Source organism: Streptomyces sp. NPDC088147 (assembly GCF_044741565.1).
Lineage (GTDB): Bacteria > Actinomycetota > Actinomycetes > Streptomycetales > Streptomycetaceae > Streptomyces.
Genome location: NZ_JBIUSY010000001.1, coordinates 516,399 through 530,377, shown reverse-complemented (window position 1 = coordinate 530,377; position 13,979 = coordinate 516,399). Strand labels below are relative to the sequence as shown.

Annotated in this window: 8 protein-coding genes; 6 read left to right on the top strand and 2 right to left on the bottom strand. The window is 71.3% G+C overall.

Annotated features, from left to right (window positions below):
• The first annotated feature begins 324 nt into the window (after window positions 1-324).
• Window positions 325-1,812, top strand: coding sequence for a cellulose binding domain-containing protein (locus ACIOGX_RS01995; protein WP_401909450.1), 1,488 nt, complete (start codon window positions 325-327; stop codon window positions 1,810-1,812).
• Window positions 1,813-1,892: 80 nt separating this feature from the next.
• Here ACIOGX_RS01995 and ACIOGX_RS01990 read toward each other — a convergent pair whose 3' ends face one another.
• Complete coding sequence (locus ACIOGX_RS01990) at window positions 1,893-2,756, bottom strand: hypothetical protein (protein ID WP_401909447.1); 864 nt, start codon at window positions 2,754-2,756, stop codon at window positions 1,893-1,895.
• Between the two features lie 955 nt (window positions 2,757-3,711).
• On the opposite strand from ACIOGX_RS01990, the gene ACIOGX_RS01985 reads away from it, so the two are divergent.
• The 5 genes from ACIOGX_RS01985 (at window position 3,712) to ACIOGX_RS01965 (ending at window position 10,144) form a co-directional block, all read left to right on the top strand.
• Window positions 3,712-5,562: a LamG domain-containing protein gene (locus ACIOGX_RS01985; protein WP_401909445.1), complete on the top strand. Its 1,851-nt coding sequence runs from the start codon at window positions 3,712-3,714 to the stop codon at window positions 5,560-5,562.
• A 236-nt stretch (window positions 5,563-5,798) separates the two neighbouring features.
• Complete coding sequence (locus ACIOGX_RS01980) at window positions 5,799-6,083, top strand: hypothetical protein (RefSeq protein ID WP_401909443.1); 285 nt, start codon at window positions 5,799-5,801, stop codon at window positions 6,081-6,083.
• Window positions 6,080-8,188, top strand: coding sequence for a bifunctional polysaccharide deacetylase/glycosyltransferase family 2 protein (locus ACIOGX_RS01975; protein WP_401909440.1), 2,109 nt, complete (start codon window positions 6,080-6,082; stop codon window positions 8,186-8,188). Before ACIOGX_RS01980 ends, ACIOGX_RS01975 begins: the two co-directional genes overlap by 4 nt.
• Complete coding sequence (locus ACIOGX_RS01970; RefSeq protein WP_401909437.1) at window positions 8,185-9,366, top strand: LCP family protein; 1,182 nt, start codon at window positions 8,185-8,187, stop codon at window positions 9,364-9,366. The genes ACIOGX_RS01975 and ACIOGX_RS01970 overlap by 4 nt, the downstream gene beginning before the upstream one ends.
• Before the next feature lie 139 nt (window positions 9,367-9,505).
• Window positions 9,506-10,144 carry an HAD family acid phosphatase gene (locus tag ACIOGX_RS01965; RefSeq protein WP_401909434.1) on the top strand — a complete coding sequence of 213 codons (639 nt, stop codon included), beginning with the start codon at window positions 9,506-9,508 and terminating at the stop codon, window positions 10,142-10,144.
• A gap of 87 nt (window positions 10,145-10,231) precedes the next feature.
• Here ACIOGX_RS01965 and ACIOGX_RS01960 read toward each other — a convergent pair whose 3' ends face one another.
• Window positions 10,232-13,948: a WGR and DUF4132 domain-containing protein gene (locus tag ACIOGX_RS01960; RefSeq protein ID WP_401909432.1), complete on the bottom strand. Its 3,717-nt coding sequence runs from the start codon at window positions 13,946-13,948 to the stop codon at window positions 10,232-10,234.
• Between the last annotated feature and the right edge of the window lie 31 nt (window positions 13,949-13,979).

Sequence of the window (13,979 nt, the reverse complement as noted above, 5' to 3'; positions counted from 1 at the left end):
TATCCGGCATCACTTCGACTGCGTCGAAAGTACTCATGCGCACCAGCCAAACACACGCCACTGACAACGCCCCGCACGCACATGTCGCCGTGGAGGGGCCCCTGCGAAACACCGCGCGAACGCTCACCGCGCATGAGTGCTTTCTCCGTTCCGGAGTGCGGGGGACGGTGCTCATGCAACGCTTCGAACGGCCGCGACGCACACGGCGATACGGCGTCCGCGACGCGAAGTGCTTCGACCGAGGCCGTCCGTGTGTCGGGCGGTGCCTCGCTTCACAACGCCGCCCATGAAAGAGGACTCGTGTCTCACTGGCTTGCTTCCAGGATGCCAAGGCGCCGGTCGGTCGTCGACGGCGGGAAAGCGGTGTCCGATCTCGGTCTCGGACTCTGGGAGGACGAACTCGGTCCCGTCCTGGCGTACGCGCGGATGTGCACGCGGAGCCGTGCCGCCGGGGTCGAACTCGCCGCGCAGGCCGTCGATTGCGGTCGCGCGAGGACATCGCCGCAGTCCGTCTCGTGGGCCGACGAACTCCCCAGTGTTCCGCGTGCCCTGCGCTGGGTTCTGGACACCGCGGTCGTGTGGAGCACAACGGACGCGCGGCGCGAGCACCTCGCCCCCGCGCTGTTGCGGTGGCTGGAGGACAGCGGTGCCCAGGAGAGCCGGCGGCGGCTCGCCTTCAACGAGGATTCGCTCGCTCTGCGCGGCCTGAGAGCACTTGCCCCGTCCGACGGGGAGTTGTTCTGGTGGAGCCGTGTGGAGGCGGTGCCCGTGCCCGAACTCGCGCGGCGGCTCGGGCGCTCGTCCCACGACGTGTCGGCGGAGGCCGACCGTGTGGCGGCGGAGTTCCGGGAGCGGTGCTGGAGCACGCACCGACTCGAACTCGCGGATGCGACGTGCCGTTCGTACTCCGGCATGCTGGACGCCATGGCCCGGGAGAGCGCCCCGTCACCCCCCTCGGACCTGCCGGAGCACCTCGGCTCCTGCGAGCGATGCGCGGAAGCCCTCACATGTCTGAGTGTCAAGAACGCGTCCCTTCCCATGGTTCTGGCCGAGGCCGCCCTGCGGTGGCGTGGCCCTGCCTATGTCGCACGGCGGCGGAAGCATCCGGCCGTGGCCGCGTCCGCCGCACCCGCGGACACGACCCGCCCGCTGCCCCCTCCCGGGTCGCCCGGCGGCGGGGCAGGCAATGGGCCGCGGCCGTCCGTCCTGGTGGGAGCCGTCACCGGGGTCGTGCTGATACTGGCGGCGGCCTACGCGCTGCGCGATGACCCGGTGGTCGAGAGCGGGCCGCCGTCCGACGCGTCGCCGCCCCGGCAGGAGCGGACGGCTCCGTTGCCGCCCACCGAGGTCCCGGAGGACATGCGCACCAGCTCTCCCTCGGCGAGCATGCCCGAGAGTCCGTCCCCGTCCCCGAGCAGCCCCAGTTCGTCGTCGACCGCCGGGCACGAGAAGAAGCCACCGGCCGAGAAGCCCCCCGCGTCGCGCGACGGCGCCGGCTGCACCACACGCTTCGCGGCGCGGAACACCTGGCCCGACGGAGTGCAGGCGGACCTGTTGCTCCAGCCGGGCCGGGCCGTCCCCGAGGGCTGGGTGGTGACCTTCGACCTCGCACCCGGCGCACGCGTCGACCGCCTGTGGCACGGCCGTTACGCCACCGAGGGCAGCCGGGTGTCGGTCAGGGCGGTCGACTACAACCGCACATTCTCCGCGAGTGCGACCGTGACCGTCGGCGTGGTGCTGCACGGTGACCCCGGGGGCGCGTGGGTCTCGGACGTCCGGATGAACGGGCGGTCCTGTCGGCCGACGGCGTAGCGCCGCGCCGGTCCGGGGCCGGGAGAGGGCGGTCCGGCCCCGGACCGGGACAGCGGCCTTGTGCCGCACAGGCCGCTGTCTCAGCCGGCGTTCATGGAGAGCTTCTCGATCTCGGCCGCGTCGAGTGTGTCGCGTACCGGAGGGGTCGAAGGCACGGTGAACGGCTTGTCGAAGTCGGACAGGAGCAGTGCCCCCTTCGGTTTCTGCCCTTCCACCTTCACCGTGTACGGTCGGCCCTCGGTGGCGACGTACACGGTCGACTTGCCGTCCTTCGCCGAGTCGATGTGTACGGGCACCGCCTTCACACCCTCCACCGTGGTCACGGCGCCCTTGGTCAGCTTCGCTCCGTCACCGGGGAGCTTCGCGAGACCGTCCGGCCCCCCGAACTCGCAGGACGCCGACGCCATTATCAGCACGAAGGAGTCTTCCACGTCGCCGTACAGGTACTTTTCCCTGGCATCGGGGAACTTGTCGAGAATCGGCTTGGCGACCGGGTCGTTCCAGTACGAGTCCTCCAGCTTGAGCCAGACCTTGTCGCCCTTCCTGATGACACGGTTGGTGAAGCCCTCATTGGTGAACGTACCGGCGCAGTTGCCTGCCTTGTCCATCGTCAGGTCGAGGGAACTCGTGGTGGAGCCCGCCGTGGAGACGCGCATCGTCCTGGCCGACGTGGTCGCCTCCGCGCTCTTTGCCAGGATGTCCCGAGCAGAGAGCTTTTCCACTCCCGAGGGGCCCTTCCGGCCGCCGGAAGAGGATTCCGTGTCCCCTGTGCCGGAGCTCCGGCGGTCCTTCTCCTTCACGGCGCTCCCGCTCTTCGCGTCGCTCTTCGTGCCGCTCTTCGCGCCGGGCTTGCGGCCGTCGTCACCCTCGCCGCCGCAACCGGTGACGCCCAGTACGACGCCGGCGCATACCGCCGCCGTCAGCATGGTGTGTTTCCTTGTCATCACTGACTCCTTCATGGATGTGAGGTGCGTCGATACGGAGACCGGGAGCAGCCGGCCTCCGCCTCTGCCCGAGCGGCGGTCCGAGCCGCGCCCGGGTGCCTGGCTTCCTTCGAGAAGCGCACGGGGACACGGATATTCGCTCACCGCATCGAACGTACGTGCTGCTTCACATCACAGCACACACGACTGACACCTCAGGGTCCGTGCCGTGGTGCCCGCGTGCACTCCTCGCCGATCCGCCGCCACACTGCTCATCCTTGCTGCGCGTTGTGTCCGTGCGGAGTCCGCGTTCCGGCCCGTACGCCTGGGGGTGGAGCGGTGCTCGACCGCACCACATGAACTGCGCGCGGCGTCCGAGCACTTCCGGGGGCCGGCTCGGCGCCGACGCCTTCTTCTCCTCGGCCCGTACAGCCTTCCGTACGTCCTCGGGGGAAGAACGTGGACGCCGGAGCCCTTGTGAACGCTGCCCGGCGCGTTCTCACCGGGCGGTTACCACGCGGTACGACGCGACGGTCGCCGCGCTTTACCCGACGTACCCGGCAGAGAGCAACGCCCCGGAGCGCGACCGCCGTTGCCTCGCCCGAACTGTGGTGGGGCACCCCACCGGTGTGGCACCGTGGTCATGCGCTTGGACCGCCCTCCCCCGTGGCGGTCCAAGCCTCTTCCCTCCCTGAGCAGACAAGCCTCCCCCCCCCACAGCAGACGTGACGCGCTCGAAGTGCCCCTGGCGTACCCGGCACAGGTTGATGTGCCGCGGGGGAGAAGCGTAGGAACGTCTCCGCCCCCAGGTCCTGTCCGGCCGGGTGGTTCCGGCGCGCGCGATGCGGCGGGGGACTCCTCGACGACCGCCGACAGTCCCAGGAGATCCGACGTGCCGCACCCCGGGCGCAACCTGCCCCTCTCTCCCGACCGGTCATCAGCGTCACCCGATCCTTCCCTCCGGGGCGCGGCGGGGTTGAGCGATCGCGAGCTGGTACGGATAACCCTCCGTGCCTCCGGCGGGGCGGAAGCCGCCGCCCGGGAGCTCTCCGACCGTCACCGTGGCGCGGCGACCGCCTACGCGGCTCAGTGCACCACCACCCCGACCGCCGCGGCTCTGCTGCTCACCGCCGCGGAGGTCGCGGCGGCGCAGTCGTTTCTTGTCGACGGCGGTTCCACGGCCTGGCGGCCCTACCTTCTGAACACGCTCGTGCGCACGGCCGCCGAGTGGGCCGGAGGGGACGAACAGCACCATCTCGCGCCCGATCTGTGCTCCTGGCTGGCGGAGTCCGGCGGAGTGGTCGCGGATCCGGTCCAGGGAGACGACAGCGCCGGTGTCGTCCTGCTCGTCCAGGCGTTCCACCAGCTTCCGGAGCGCCTTCAGGTCGTTCTCTGGCACAGGCTCGTGGACCAGGAGGACATCGCGCAGGTCGCACGGTGTACCGGCACCAGCCAGGACTCCGCCCGTATATGGGCCGACACCGTGGAGGACAAGTTCCTCACGCTGTACGGCCGGTTGTACGAGGAGACGGCGGCGGCGCGGTGTCGTCCCTTCAGCCGTCTGGTGCTCACGACGGCACGGACCGGTCTCCCCCGAGCGCTCGGCAACGGTGGCGCGAGCGGGCTCACAGGGCACCTGGCCGTGTGCGGGAACTGCGACCGGGTGTTCCGCCATCTGTCGCGGCTGCACGGGCACGAGTGGGGACCGCTGCTGGCGGAGAGCCTGCTGCTCTGGGGCGCGGAAGACTACTGCGCGGGCCGGGCGGTGGTCCGCGCGGGGGAGCCGCCCACCGGAGCGACGGCCGGGGACGTACCCGCGGCGTCGTCCCTCCGGCCGCGGACTCTCCGGACGCGGGCACTTCGGACGCGGGCGCTTCGGACGCGATCCGGCCGGGCCCTCGTCGCGGCCACCGTCGCCGGGGCCGTGCTCGGTGTGGTGCTTCTCGGCACCGGAGACTCCGACCCGGCCCCCGGCGATCCCGCGGCCACACTGCGGGACTCCCACGACAGCTCCCACACCTGGAGCGGAAGCACCACGCCTCCGAAGGGGCCGGGGCCGTCCCCTTCGGTGTCATCGTCCGCGTCGACGTCGTCGGAGTCGTCGACATCGTCGACGTCGCAGTCGGAGCCACCGGCCGACTCGCCCTCGGCGTCGAAGAGCCCCCCGCCGCCCCGGGCCGGGAACCTCGCGGACGCCCGGCTGCGCTGGGACTTCGAGAACGCCGGTGAACGTCCCGAGGACACCTCCGCGGCCGGACGTCCGGGCAGCTACCACGGCCGGGTCGAGTGGAGCGACGACCGGAACGGCTCGGTGTGGTTCAACGGCGTGAGCTACGTGGAGACCTCGCGGGCCGTGGTCGACACGGCCCGCAGTTTCACCGTCTCGGCATGGGCGCGGCTGACGTCGAGCGGGGAGTTCTACACCGTCGCCGCACAGGACGGTGGCGACATCAGCGGGTTCTTCCTCCAGTACGCCCAGGACGACAACCGCTGGCGGCTCGCCATGGGACATTCCGACTCCACGGAGGCGGGGGAGGACGAGGCCGAGTCGGACGGCCCACCGGCGATGAACACGTGGCAGCACCTCACGGGGGTGTTCGACGCGGAGAAGCGGCAGATCAGGCTGTATGTCGACGGCCGGCTCCAGAGCACCGCCGCGCACCGCTCCACCTGGAACGCGAACGGATCCTTCACCGTCGGACGTGGCCTGTGGGAAGGGGACGAGGCCGACCGGTACAAGGGCTACGTGGACGACGTCCGCGCCTATCAGCGGGCCATGAGCGCCTCGGAGATCTCGGCCCTGGCCTCCGCGGGTCCCAACGGCTGACATTCCTCCTCCCCGCGGCCGGGAAGGGCGGTTCACCGGGGAAGCGCGCGTCCGTCATGAGCACTTGGCGGCTCGCCGCGCCCGCCTCCACACCACCGCGGGCCGCACCGGCGTACCGCCGTACTGCCGGACCCTGGACGAGCGGCAAGCGTCGCCCCCTCCTGCCCTCCGAGGATCATGGGACCGAGATGAAGTGCTCATGCAAACGAGCGAATGATCTCGTTACACTCCGCCCCATGTATCTCACCCCCCACGGCAGGACGCGGAACACGCAGGGCAACCAGCCTATTTTCATTGAGCGTTCAGGTAAACGTCGCAGGATAGTGCGGTTCGCGGCGATCGCCCTCGGCGGTGCCTGCGGGGCATACCTGATGTTCGTCGCGATCGTGATCGCCGGGCTCTGGCTGCCGGCCGGACAACAGACCCCCACCGACGAGCGGGGCTACCAACAGGTCCGGCCGCCGTCGCCGCTCCCGGACAGCTCCCTCTCCCCCCATCCGGCCGAGGCCACTCGCGGATGAGCCCCCGGCACGCACTGCGCCGTCCCCCACGCGGGCACTGGGTGCTGTTGTCGCTCATCCTCACGGTCGTCGCCGTCACCCTCCTCTTCGAAGGCTGGACCACACACGAGGTCGACCCCGCGCGCACCAAACGCCCCTGCGCCGAGTCCATCCCGCGCGGCGCCGACACCGGGCGGCCCGTGCTGAGATTCACCGGCGCCGGTACCGAGACGGCCGCCATGCCCCCGCGCACGGTGGCCCTCACGTTCGACGGCGGCCCGGACCCGGTCTGGACACCCCGTCTCCTCGACCTGCTGGCGGTCCACGGCGCGAAAGCCACGTTCTTCGTCCACGGCAAGCAGGCGGCACGCCATCCGGGGCTCGTCAGACGCATCCGGGACGAGGGACACGAGATCGGCTCCTACACCTACACAGGCGGCGACCTGGGAGCGGCCTCCCGTCCGCGCGCCCGGATGGAACTGGGCCTCACCCAGACGGTGCTGGCCGGTGTGATCGGTGCGCACACCCGGCTGCTGAGGCTGCCTCACACCACAACGGCGGACACCCTGTGCGGGGCCGAGTGGCCGGCCGCACGGCGCGCCGCTGGTCAGGGCTATCTCATCGTCGCCTCGGACCGCCAGGACCGGAAGCCCGCCGACGGTGTCGTGCGCCAGTACAGCCACACCGGTCTCGGTTTCCGTGAGGCACGTTCGGTGCTGCGCGATCCCGGGGTCGAACGGTTCACGACCGTCTCGGCCGGCCTCGGGCAGCCCGGGGCCACCGGCCGAGCGCCGCTCACCGAGCGGCTGAAGGGCAGGGGCCTCCTGCACGCCCAGGAGCTGGGCCGGGCACTTCCCCGGGCGATGGCCTGGGCGCTGGTCGTGGCCGGCGTACTCGGTCTGCTGCGGCTGGCGATGCTCGTCCGGTTCGCACGGATCCACGCGCGTAGGCGCGGCGCCCGTCGGCCGGGCGGTCCGCGGGCATCCGGGGTGACCGGACCCGTCACGGTGCTGGTGCCCGCGCACAACGAGGAGGCGGGCATCGTGGCCACACTGCACTCGCTGCTCGGCTCCACCCACCGGGACCTTCAGATCATCGTCATCGACGACGGCTCCACAGACGGCACGGCGGCGGCCGTCGCCCGCCTCACCGACCCTCGGGTGACTCTGGTGCGCCAGCCCAACACCGGTAAACCGGGCGCCCTCAACGCCGGTCTCGTGGCGGCGCGGCACGCCCTCGTGGTGATGGTCGACGCGGACACCGTGCTGGAGCCCGACGCCATCCACCATCTCGTCCAGCCGATGGCCGACCCCTCGGTCGGGGCGGTCAGCGGCAACACGAAGGTGGGCAATCGCCGCCATCTGCTGGGCAAGTGGCAGCACTTGGAGTACGTGCTCGGCTTCAATCTGGACCGGCGCATGTTCGAGGTGCTGGAGTGCATGCCCACGGTCCCGGGCGCCATCGGTGCCTTCCGCAGGGAAGCGCTGCTGGGCGTCGGCGGCGTCAGCGACGACACCCTCGCCGAGGACACCGACCTGACGATGGCGCTGTGGCGGGCAGGCTGGCGGGTCGTCTACGAGGAGTCGGCCGTCGCGTGGACCGAGGTCCCGGACACCCTGGGGCAGTTGTGGCGACAGCGGTACCGCTGGTGCTACGGCACGCTCCAGTCGATGTGGAAGCACCGGCACGCCGTGCGCGAGACCGGCAGGGCGGGCAGGTTCGGCCGACGAGGGCTGGGCTATCTGGCGCTCTTCCAGGTCGCGCTGCCGCTCTTCGCACCCGTGGTCGACGTCTTCGCGCTGTACGCCGTGTGCTTCCGCGACCCGGTCGAAGCGGTCGCCGTCTGGCTCGGCTTCCTCGGCGTACAGCTGGCCACCGCGGGCTACGCGCTGTGGCTGGACGGCGAGCGGCTGCGGGTCCTGTGGTCGCTGCCGCTCCAGCTGTTCGTCTACCGGCAGCTGTTGTACCTGGTCGTCCTCCACTCGGTGATGACGGCGCTGCTCGGTACCCGGCTCACCTGGCACCGTATGCACCGCACCGGGACCGCCGACCCCTACCAGCTCGTCGAGCCGCCCACGGACGACCGCGGCCCGAGACCTGACCGCTCGAAGGGAGCCCCGCGATGACCGACCCGCTCGGTACAGCCGGCACGAGCGCACCGGGCCCGGCGGCGGCGCGGCGCGCGGCCTACGGATGGCGCGGCACCACGCCCCGGCGGCGGGGCGGGCGGCGTGCCGCACCGCGCCGCGGGCGCCGAATGGTACGGACCGTGCTCGCGCTGACGCTCACCCTGGCGACGGCCGCGTGCGGTACGTACGCCTGGGCGGAGGTGGAGCTGAACCGGGGTGTGGACCTCGACGCGTACGGCGCCGGGCCGACGGCGGGGAAGGGCACCAACTACCTGATCGTCGGCTCGGACAGCCGCGAGGGGCTCTCGGACGCCGATGTGCGCGAGCTGCGCGCGGGCGGCGGGGGAGGCCGCCGGACGGACTCGGTCATGGTGCTGCACACCGGGGCCCACGGCACGGTGATCGTCAGCCTGCCGCGCGACTCCTGGGTGACGATCCCCGGCTTCCACGATCCGGCGACCGGTAAGAACGTCCCGCCCGCCAAGGACAAGCTGAACGCCGCTTTCGCCTACGGCGGACCGGAGTTGCTGGCCCATACCGTGGAACACAACACCGGTCTGCGCATCGACCACTACGCGGAGATCGGTTTCGCCGGCTTCGTGAAGGCCGTCGACGCCATCGGCGGCGTCCGCTTCTGCCTGGATCGGGACATCAAGGACGAGAAGTCCGGGGCGGATCTCCGCCGGGGCTGCCGGACGCTGCACGGCAGGGAGGCGCTCGCCTTCGTCCGCCAGCGGCATCAGGAGGCCGAGGGCGACCTCGGGCGCTCGGCGAACCAGCAGCGGTTCCTCTCGGCACTGGCGCGGGAGGCCGCCACGTCGAGGACCTTGCTGGACCCCTCCCAGCTGTATCCCCTGCTGGACGCGGGCCTCGACACGCTGGTCGTGGACCGGGAGATGGACCTGCCGGAACTGGCGCGGATGTTCCGCTCGTTGCGAGGCTCCGGCGGGCAGGTCGGACGGGTGGTCATGCCGGTGGACGCGGTGGGGCTCCCCACCTCCAAGGGGCATGTCGTCCGCTGGGACACCGCGCGCGCCGCGCGGCTGCTCCGGCAGATCCGGGAGGACCGGCCGGTGACGGATCCCGGCGGCCGCGGGGACCGACCTCCGCACGGAGAGCGGTCGGCCCCGGCCGGCGCCAACCCCGGCCCCGGCCGAAACGCTCACCGTCGCTGAGCGTTTCGGACAAAGGTGCTACCGGTCAGTAGTAAGAATGTCGCCGGGCATTCATGATGAGACGCGAGCATGACAACTCGTTCGTCAGACCACTGTCCACGAGCCGTTGGCAGCTTCCCCCACATTCAGGAGAGCCCCGATGCACGCACGCGCCACCATCCCGCGCACCGCTGCGGCACTCGCCGCCACCTTCGTCCTCGTCGCGGTCCCCGTCACCTCGGCCACCGCCGCCGAGACGGCTCCGGCGGCCCGCACCACCGAGGCCACCGCCTCCGTCGCCGGTGTCGACTACACCGTCTGGCAGCGGGACGTCGCCGCCGTCGTCGCCGAGGCACGCCCCTGGATCGAGGCCCGCACCGCGAGTGCGGGCACCGAGAAGCAGGCGATCGTCCTGGACATCGACAACACCGCGCTGGAGACGCACTTCCACCCGTTCTGGCAGCTGCCCACGCCCGCCGTCTCGGACGTCCGGGAGCTGGCCCGCTACGCCGACTCGCGCGGTGTGGCCGTCTTCTTCATCACAGCCCGTCCCGGCATCATCTACTCCCTCACGGACTGGAACCTGAAGGAAGCCGGCTACCCCGTCGACGGACTGTACGTACGCGACCTGCCCGACCTCTTCGACGAGGTCAGCGCCTACAAGACGGAGAAGCGAGCCGAGATCGAGGCGAAGGGCTACACGATCATCGCCAACATAGGGAACAACACCACCGACGTCGTCGGCGGCCACGCCGAACGCACCTTCAAGCTCCCGGACTACGACGGCCAGCTCTCGTAGTGTCCTGAGCCGGGGAGTGCGTTGAGGAAGTCCCGCGACCGCGCGATCGGCCACCGCGCGGTCGCGGGATTCATGGTCCGACCGGTGTCATCCCGGATTCTCCTCCAGGACCTCGGTCAGGTCGAGGAGGAGTTCGGACGCCGCGAGGGGATCGAGCACGCCGAAGCGGACCTCGCCCCGATGGTTCGCGTAGTCGTTCCAGCATGTGTCGATCCAGACGTCCGTCAGCCGGACGGGGGCCGCGTAGTCCAGGTCATTGATGTTGAAGCCGTCTTCGGACGCCACGCTCACCACCTGATGCGGACCGCACACCTTGTAGACGCCGCCGAAGATGCCCGCGTCCCTGACGTCCATACGCTGCCAGCCGCGCTTGGTGAGACCGAGGAGCGTGCCGGTGACGGCCATGGCCCGCTCGAAGCGTGGGAGGCTGGACCCGGCGGCCTCCTCCGGCGTGAGGCTGAGGACCGGCCGGGCGAGCTGGCGGAACGGCTGGAGGATCTCGTAGTCCGCGAAGACCTCCCGCCAGGCCGGAAGCGTGTCACCGAGGTGCAGCGGGTGCGGGATCCGCACGGTCGCGTCGTCGGACAGGACGAACGTGTCGTCGGCGTGGTCGGCGAGGGTGCCGTCCTCGGCGACCCGGAAGGTGTGTTCGCCGGACCCGTGGACACTCGACCACACCAGGCGGCGGGCCATATGACGCATCAGCGGGTGGTGCGCGAACAGCTCGCGGAACTCGCCCGCCGTCCACGTACCGCCCAGGACCATGGCGGTCTCCAGGCGCTGGATCCGGTCGGCCGCGACGGTGCGTACGTCCTTCTTCAGCGCGCTGAAGCGCTTGCGCGCGGCGGTCGCGAGCCCGGTGTCGTCCGCGGCACCGGGCTTGGGCAGGTCCTTGCGGCGCTTCCCGGCCCCGTCCAGGACGTAGGGCCGCAGGAGTTCGTCGAAGCCGACGGTGAAGCGGCGCGTACCGTAGTCGATGACGGTGGTCCCGTCGGGTCCGAGGCCCAGGTCGGGCACGAGCCGGTCGGCCAGCTGGTCGGTCGTCAGGCCCAGCCCCTCGGCCACCTCGCCGATCTTCTTCCGGGCGTGCCCCTTCAGTCCGGTGAACTTCACCCGCTGCGCGATCCCGTGCAGATGGGTCAGGGCCACGTCGCTGCCGATTTCGGCCAGCACGTCCAGCCCGTTCACCGCGCGGCGGTGCGCCGACTCTCCGGGCCAGGCGCGGATCACGGGGGTCAGCCGGCGTACGGTCTCGTCGTCGCCGAGCCGGCCCAGCGCCATCAGCGCCCAGCTCTGCTTGGCCGGCATGTGGGCCTCGCGCCAGCGCTGGAACACGCTCCACGCGAACTCGGAGAGGGACGCGGGCTCGCAGATCTCCTCGGCCACGTCCAGCCCTGGATAGTGCACGCCCGGCTGGGACAGGGCGAGCATGGTGACCACGTGCCGGGTCGCCTCAGAGGGCAGCGCGCCACCGGCCCGGACCGCGATCTGCGGCAGCAGCCGGGGATCGGCCCAGTCGGGAACCCGCGGCATGGTCCGGGGCAGTGTGTCCGTCAGCGGGTCGGCGTGGTCCAGCAACTGACCGACCGCGGCGGCGGCCTTCGGCCCGTAGCCGGCGGCGGCCTCGCGCACCACGGCGTCGCCGTGCCGGAGGGCTATGTGCCGCAGGGCCGCCTCGGCGGCACGGCGGGCCGGACCGGTCAGGCCGACCGCGTCCGGTACCAGGAGTTCCGCCGCCCGGGGGCCGTTCCTGTCCAGCCATGAACGTGCCGTGGCGGCCGACGTGGTGAGCCGCACCAACCAGTCGGCCATCATCCGGGCGATGTCGGCGCTGACGAAGGGCAGGAGCAGGTGCCCGGCGATCTGCGGCTCACGGGCGGCCAGCCGGGCGAGGAACGTGTGTGCTGTGAGGCCGAACCTGGCCATGAACGGCCGCAGGACCTCCTGCCCGCTGACGAAGGAGGTCGGGGCCCAGTCGTCGAGCAGCGGCAGGATCCGGTCCTCGGGGAGTTCCATGTACCAGCCCGCGCTGTGCACTTCGTCGGACAGCCGTCCCTTGCGCAGCCGGTCCTTGTCGTACTTCATGGAATCGGGCCAGGGCCAGGGCACGTAGTCGGTCGGGGTGGCGGCCCACTCCTCGCGTTCCCCGGGCAGCCACGCCTCGACGGGTTCCTCGGGGGCGGCCAGGCCCGTGACGGTCAACGGCCGGACGGTTTTACGGGGCCGGGTCCAGGGCGGGCTCACCAGCAGGCCGGGCAGGCAGGCGGCGTCGGCGTCCGGCAGCCGGCCGGAGTCGTCGAGGACGGCCCGGACGGCCTCACCGGCCGCCGCGTCGAGAGAAGGCAGATGCTCGGCGGTCAGATCCGGATGAGCCCCGATGTGCGAGACGAGCAGGGCATGGACGGCGGAGCCCGCTCCGTCCACCGCCGCCGCGCGGGCCAGCAGCCTCAGGGCGCGTACGGGATAGCGCTCCATGGCCTTGACGGCGTAGGGCCGTATGTCCTTCTCGCCGGCGTGCGCCACGAAGTAGGACAACGCCCGGTCCGTGGGGACTTCGAGTAGCGCGCGACGCAGTTCGGTGGGCTTGCGGTACCAGGTAGGCGAGTGTTGCCACGTTTCCAGCCCCTGGATGATCAGTTCATCGACGGCGACACCCGCCCCTTCGGCCACGGTCGCGAACTCCTCCTGAACCGGGGGCACTTGGTCGTGCTCGGCCAGCGTCGCGACCTGCTCGGCCGTGTGCGGCAGACAGCGCAGCAACGCTCGCAGACCGTGATGGGCCGCCAGGGGCACGGCGTTGGCGAAGCAGTCGGCGAAGCACTCGGCGACCCAGCCGGTCTCGGTCGGGACGAGGTAGGCCACCACGACCCGGCGGGTGAAGTCGTCGCGATGGCCGGACAGCCGCGCGACGGCTTCGTCGTACGTCCGGTCGTCGCAGTCCGCGAGCAGCTCACGGACCCGGTCGAACGCTTCCCGCAGTCCGCCGTGAAGCGGCCTCTCGGTTCCGGCGACGGCGGCGACGGAAGGGTGGATCGGCCCCGCCAGGAGGGAGGCGGTGTTCCCTCGGTCCGTCAGCTCATAGTACTCGGAAGGGGAGTCCGCACCCCAGAACAGAGCGGAGGACCGGTCCCACAACTGGTCGCGCAGGCGCACCAGACGAGGATCCGCCTGGTGCACCCAGGCGACCTCAAGACCCAGCAGATGCATGACCCCGGACGCCGCGAACGGCAGCCCGTGAGCGGCGGCCCACGCGTCGACGACCGCGGGCAGGCCGACGTCGACGGTGGTCGCCATGGTGCCGATGACGGCGGCACCGAAGGGGTCGGGTTCGCCGTCGAGGTGTGCCAGCGCGGCCTCGACCAGCGCCGGGTCCGTCCGTTCGCTGAACGTCGCCGGAGTCCAGTGCTCGCGGTCGCGCAGCAGTGCCGGCGTACGGGCGCCCTGTTCCGGATCAGGAGCGGACGGCGGACGGCGGGCACCGCCACGCCGCGGGTACAGCTTGTCCCGCCACGCCGTGGGGAGCTGGAACGTGTCCTCGTCCGGGCGCCGTTGTGCCGTGGGCGCGGCGTCGGCCCGCGTTGTGGCGACCGGGGCCCCGGCGGTCGTCTCCTGGTAGCCCTTGCGTTCCTTCTGCGTGATCGTTCTGGCCAGGTACGCCTGGGCCGCCGAGGCGTCGGCGAACTCCTTCTCCTGCTCCTGCCCCCGTGTCCCCGTGCGTCCGTAGCGGACCGTCACCACGGTGCCCGAGACCTCCGCTTCCCAGAACTTCGAAGAGGTCCCCTGGTCGAACTCCCAACGGCGCATGGCGCGGACCGTCCTTTCCTTCGTACGGGTG

Excerpts from the sequence above, each read along its gene's own strand:
- ACIOGX_RS01995 (WP_401909450.1), top strand. The coding sequence starts at position 325 with ATGCCAAGGCGCCGGTCGGTCGTCGACGGCGGGAAAGCGGTGTCCGAT.
- ACIOGX_RS01990 (WP_401909447.1), bottom strand. The coding sequence starts at position 2,756 with ATGACAAGGAAACACACCATGCTGACGGCGGCGGTATGCGCCGGCGTC.
- ACIOGX_RS01980 (WP_401909443.1), top strand. The coding sequence starts at position 5,799 with ATGTATCTCACCCCCCACGGCAGGACGCGGAACACGCAGGGCAACCAG.
- ACIOGX_RS01975 (WP_401909440.1), top strand. The coding sequence starts at position 6,080 with ATGAGCCCCCGGCACGCACTGCGCCGTCCCCCACGCGGGCACTGGGTG.
- ACIOGX_RS01970 (WP_401909437.1), top strand. The coding sequence starts at position 8,185 with ATGACCGACCCGCTCGGTACAGCCGGCACGAGCGCACCGGGCCCGGCG.
- ACIOGX_RS01965 (WP_401909434.1), top strand. The coding sequence starts at position 9,506 with ATGCACGCACGCGCCACCATCCCGCGCACCGCTGCGGCACTCGCCGCC.
- ACIOGX_RS01960 (WP_401909432.1), bottom strand. The coding sequence starts at position 13,948 with ATGCGCCGTTGGGAGTTCGACCAGGGGACCTCTTCGAAGTTCTGGGAA.